General features: G+C 38.8%; 1 protein-coding gene. It reads right to left on the bottom strand.

Translation table 11 applies throughout. From position 1 onward, the window contains the following. Positions 1 to 126 precede the first annotated feature (126 nt). Positions 127 to 4,917, bottom strand: coding sequence for a DUF4116 domain-containing protein (locus tag AKL11_RS14470; RefSeq protein WP_067518702.1), 4,791 nt, complete (start codon positions 4,915 to 4,917; stop codon positions 127 to 129). Positions 4,918 to 5,095: the final 178 nt, after the last annotated feature.

Below are 5,095 nucleotides of genomic sequence, written 5' to 3'. Positions count from 1 at the left end.
GGCAAAAGAGACTGACGACATAAACAGCACTTCCAGACTGGATTCTGTGATTTTTGACTTTATTGCGGCCCATCTCCGGTTTTTACTTTCAAGTCCGACAGCCTCCTAGACTCTGAGACGAGGAATCTATACTTTAAAGCTCGGGAATTTTTCTCTGACGTGATTCAGAAAATCCTCTGACGCTTTAAGCTCTTGAGATGCAATATGAAAAGCATCCTGATTGATCTGCATCATCGCAAGCATGAATGATTGGTCATTTCGTAACTCTTTACCAGCTACCTTGTAATTTTCTGGGTCTGATTCCATTAAAGATATAACAAAGGCTTCATTATTTCGAAAATTACTACTTGCCTTTTCGTAAGCTTTAGGGTGCTTAGATATCATAAAGAGCATAAAATTTTCATTTCCGCAGAGAATGAACCCCGCTTTTTCGTAGGATTTAGAGTTTTTAGATATCATAAAGCGCATAAAGCCTTCATTTTCACATAGCATGTGTCCTGCAATGTCGTAAGCTTCTGGGTACTGTGACATAATAGAACGTACAAATACTTCATCGTTTCTTAATTGTGAGTTCACCAAACGGCATGCACGAGTTAATAATGGATAGGTGGCAGGATATTCTGTTACGACTGAGCGTAAGAATGATTCGTTTTCGAGTAAATCATCCCCAGTAATTGTGTAGGCTTCGGGTGTAATCTTTATCAATGTACGAATAAATTCTTCATTGTTTTTTAGTTCGGTACCCGTAATTTTATAAGAATCTTTGTTTATATGCATTAGCTCAATCATGATTTTTTTATTATTGCGCAATTGAGGCCCTAATATGGTGAAAGATTTTGGGTATCTTTTTATAATAGGTAGAATAAGTTCTGGATTATTTGTTAACTCTTTACTAATGAAGGCTGAGTTAGTTTCATCATGCTTGAGTGCCAGGTTTATGATTTCAGGGTTTTTTTTGCAATTCTTTCCAGCATGTTGTAATAATCCATCATACTTGCTAGACCCTTTCAGTGCCGCTTTAACAATATCTTCATCATCTTTCAATTCATCACTGATATATTTAATATTTTTAGGGTGGTTTTTTATCGCTAGTAAAGCTATTTCTTTGTTACCCATTAATTCTTGGTTAGCATACCGAAAACCGTTATCATCGCCTTTGTGTTGAATGGATTTTATTACAATGTCTTTATTGGACTTTAACCTAACGCTTGCATGCTCAAGTAACAAACCAGATTTTGTTATAGCGATTTCTACAATCTCATCATCATTTTTTAAACTATCTGGAACGAAAATGAAGTCTCTAGAGAATGAGGAAACCGCTTGTTTAACTAAATATCTTGAGTTTTTTATTTTGTCGGCTGCAAATTTAAGGCAAGGGATTGGTTTGTCAATATTCTCCATGATAAGTTTTGTTAAAATTTCTTTTGGGATCAAATCGATAGTTGATGACTTTGAAAAATAAATATGCCAGATTTCCTTTCTTACTCTATTTGCATCTTCAGGTAGTAGATGTTCTGTATTTTTATTGATTATGATTTTAAGTGCTTCACTTTTTGGTATTTCTTCTGAAAAGCTGTCATCACGAGCGTGATAAAATGGTGCATTATGATTACGAGTATTATAAAATGTACGGTAAAAAATTTTCATTTCTTCGGGCAGGTAGTTCACAAAAGGATTGTCTTTAGTTCTTTCCCCTAAATGGTTATGAACAAGAAAATATAATGCTTTTTTAAATGAATGATCATTATCTGGATTTTCATTGGAAGTATTAATAGCTACTATTTTTTTTGCCAATATTTCTTTGGACCACTGAGTTAAAGTTTCTGAAGATTCATATTTTTCAAGTTTTTGTGTTTGAAGTCCAAGGTGTAGCCGTTCTAGCACAGGAATCGCTGATACTACTTTTAAGAAGCCATTAGTCATTGCTTCTTTAGACCTGAAATTGCAGCATTCAATTTCCAGCTTTTCAGATACGGGATTGAAAGTAATACTCATATTGCCTGCTTCTTTATCAATCTTCATCTCTTTGAGTAGAGAGGCTAGAAACCATAAGCGTTTACACCTGCCATCGGGACCTGGATCTCTATGTAAATTCTCAGCAATAGATAAACGAATTTTTCGTCCTTTAGTTCCTTCTGCTTTCTCATACATACCAATAGTTGATAAATGGATACCGTTTTGTGATGTGATGATACAGGCTGTGGGAAGTTGAGTTACTGTACTATTAATCTCTTTAAAATTATGAGTAATACTGGTTTTGCATTCATCGTTCAGGAAGCCTTCACCATCCGGATTTGAGAAACTGATCCATTTTGTCTTATTCTTTAGCTTAACGTCTCCCATGCTGGAGTTGGCGGCTATAGGTCCTAGCGCTGCAACAAATCGCTTGTGCAGAAACATAATCATTTCATGTACTGTGTGAACTTTTTGAGGGCTGTTTGGTTGTTGTTGGTTTTGAAGCAAACCTTTCAACTGTTTACAGTTACCCAACCACTGTTTGAAGTCGATAGGCTGGTCTGGTATTTCATGCCCATCTGTGAGGCCGGCCAGCAGTTTTTCAACCTGCTCTGTGCAGGCTGTCCGTATTGTTACCATTGAGGCTTTCAGTGGTTCAAGTTCTTTCAGATAATTATTTAGCTCTACATTTTTAGTCTCGCCGGCCATGTTCAAAAAGGCCTCATAGCCTTGAAGAAATAGCTCGATTTGCTCAAGGAAATGATCTACCTCTTCTTTCAACTGTGACAAGACCTCTGACCTGCCAGGGTTCATACTTAGCGCCTTGCTTTGTTCAGGAGCAAGTGCTGTATTAAAGAGACGATCCGGCTCAAAATAGGTAAGCAGTTTGTCGTTCTGCTGGTTCAGCCAATGCAAAGCCTGATCTGGCGTTTTGAATGTAATAGATGATTTTTTATAGGCTTTTGATTGAGCCAATGCGGCAGCATAATCAGGAACCAGATTTGTTCGTTTTGATTGCCAGTCTTCTGTGTGGTTTCCTGATAACAGGTAGGCACCTTTCTCACCATGAAACAGACCCGAAACTAACGTGACTTCAGAACCATCTGGTTCTTTGAACTGTTCACCAGCCAACAGGCAAGGGATACCTGCCTGCCTGAGCGTAATAGCGACGTGATCGTTAGTACCACCATTTTTTAAAATGAAGCCGCCAACACATTTAAGGACATCAGTCTCAATCATCCAGTCTTTAGCCTTTTCAACATGGATGATGGCGCCTTTGGGTATAGAAGCAGGGTCAACCTTTTCATGCAAAGAAATAGCGGGTCCGCTGATGATTCCTTCGCTGACCAATGTACCATCAATAAGTGCCTCTGTTGGAGCCGGTGCGTTAAAACTACTACCGCCAGCAAGGCGCGTTACTGGTCGAACCTGAACAATGTGCAACTTACCGTTCAGATCAACGGCAAACTCGACATCGACCGGGCAACACAGCATATTTTCAAGTGTTTCGATATGCTGTTTTATTTCTTGAAGTAGTGCTGGTGAGAGTTTTTCTTTCTCTTTATCAGTATTGGTGTTTATAACCGGGTCTTCAGAACAGCCATGGTCTGTTTTGTTAAGTACGAAATACTGAGAGATATTACCTTCAATCCATTGATCGCTGCCTGTATTACTGCTGCGCTGAAGTTTGTATTGATGGGGCGTTACYCCGAATTTGCCATCAACCACGCCCTTTGGCTGGCCAAGAGTGTATTCCAATTGAATAGTGTCATCCTGCAGTGATGAATGGCTGATAATGACACCACCATAACTGCACTTTATGCAGGATTGAATCACCATGGCCATAGGCTGGGGAACTCCCTGCGGTGGACAGACTTCAGRACGGTAGCCAGATGCCATCACTTTAAGGCATGTTTTTACGATATCGCCTGTCAAGTGAACATGGGAATCGTATTTACCTGCCTGAGCATCGCCATAACCATCTTCTTTAATACCAGAACTTCTGACGATRAATGCTGCATCAGGCTGTGTCTGTTGTAACTGCGAAAAGAGGCCTCTGATTTCATTACTGCCCGGCATATTCGCAACATTATTATAAAATTCTTCACTGCTAATGCACTKRCCTAATTGGGTAATGAGGTTAGCGCGCTTTTTTGTMTCATAAGGGGGAAGTGAGAGAATGCGCTCTTTTATTTTATTAATACTGATGGGGTGTTGATCGTTAGGTAGCAACTCGGGAAAAAAGGTGTTCATCAGATCGGTGCTGAGTGGGTGATGCTCAATATCAGAAAATAGCTGCTGATGTAATGCGTTGAACGGTGGAACAGGTAGCCCTGCATTTTGCATTTTTGTTAGAAACCAGCCTTTTCCTCCAAGGTTTTCCCTGCATGGTATTTTGCTTTCCAGTGAACTTGTCGAGCTATTTAATGTAGAGGGAGAAGCTACTTCAGGCCTGAAGAGTGATTTTTTCATACTTCCAAAATCAGTCTCAACTAGTGCAATTGGTCCGATAAAGTCATGACCGCTTGTATTTGGTGTGTTGGTTTTTATTGCTTCTTTTGGTTTGATGGTAGCTTGTTCTGGATGATTGTTTTTGGGGTGGTTTCTGTTGGCCTTTTCTATAGAGTTTTTTAACTCTGACTCTAAATTATTTTTTTCTTCTTTGCTGCAAAATGTATAGTTCTCATTCTTGATGACAGATATTAAACGTTTGCGAAGCTCCTTGTTTGTTGRGTTTGAAAGTGCAGAAGTTAATTCGTCATGTATGATGCTTTGTGCATATTTAGATGATGCAGCATTGCTCTGATGGGCTTTATCTTTTTCTGTTGAAATGTATGCTTTAGCTGTTCGATCATTATATTTTGCAATAGGTGTTCTTTTAATATTAAAAGCGTTCTCAAGCTCTTTTAGAAAAAGCTCTGCATTCGATTGCTGAGATGACTCAATTTTGTCCTTGCTCATTATTTTTTCCTTTGAATTTCCTGTAGGCGACTAAGTAGTTAACCAAATGAAATCATATATTCCTGACCGACCTGATCAAACACTCGTATGACTTCTGCTTCAAACGCCTTAAAGTCCATGACCTCAAAGAGATTCAACCATTCATACTTCACCTTTTGCCATAGCATTTCTATCAAGT

It is taken from the genome of Endozoicomonas ascidiicola (assembly GCF_001646945.1).
GTDB lineage: Bacteria > Pseudomonadota > Gammaproteobacteria > Pseudomonadales > Endozoicomonadaceae > Endozoicomonas > Endozoicomonas ascidiicola.
The sequence above is the reverse complement of the archived record's forward strand: the minus strand, read 5'-3'. Positions and strand labels throughout refer to the sequence as shown.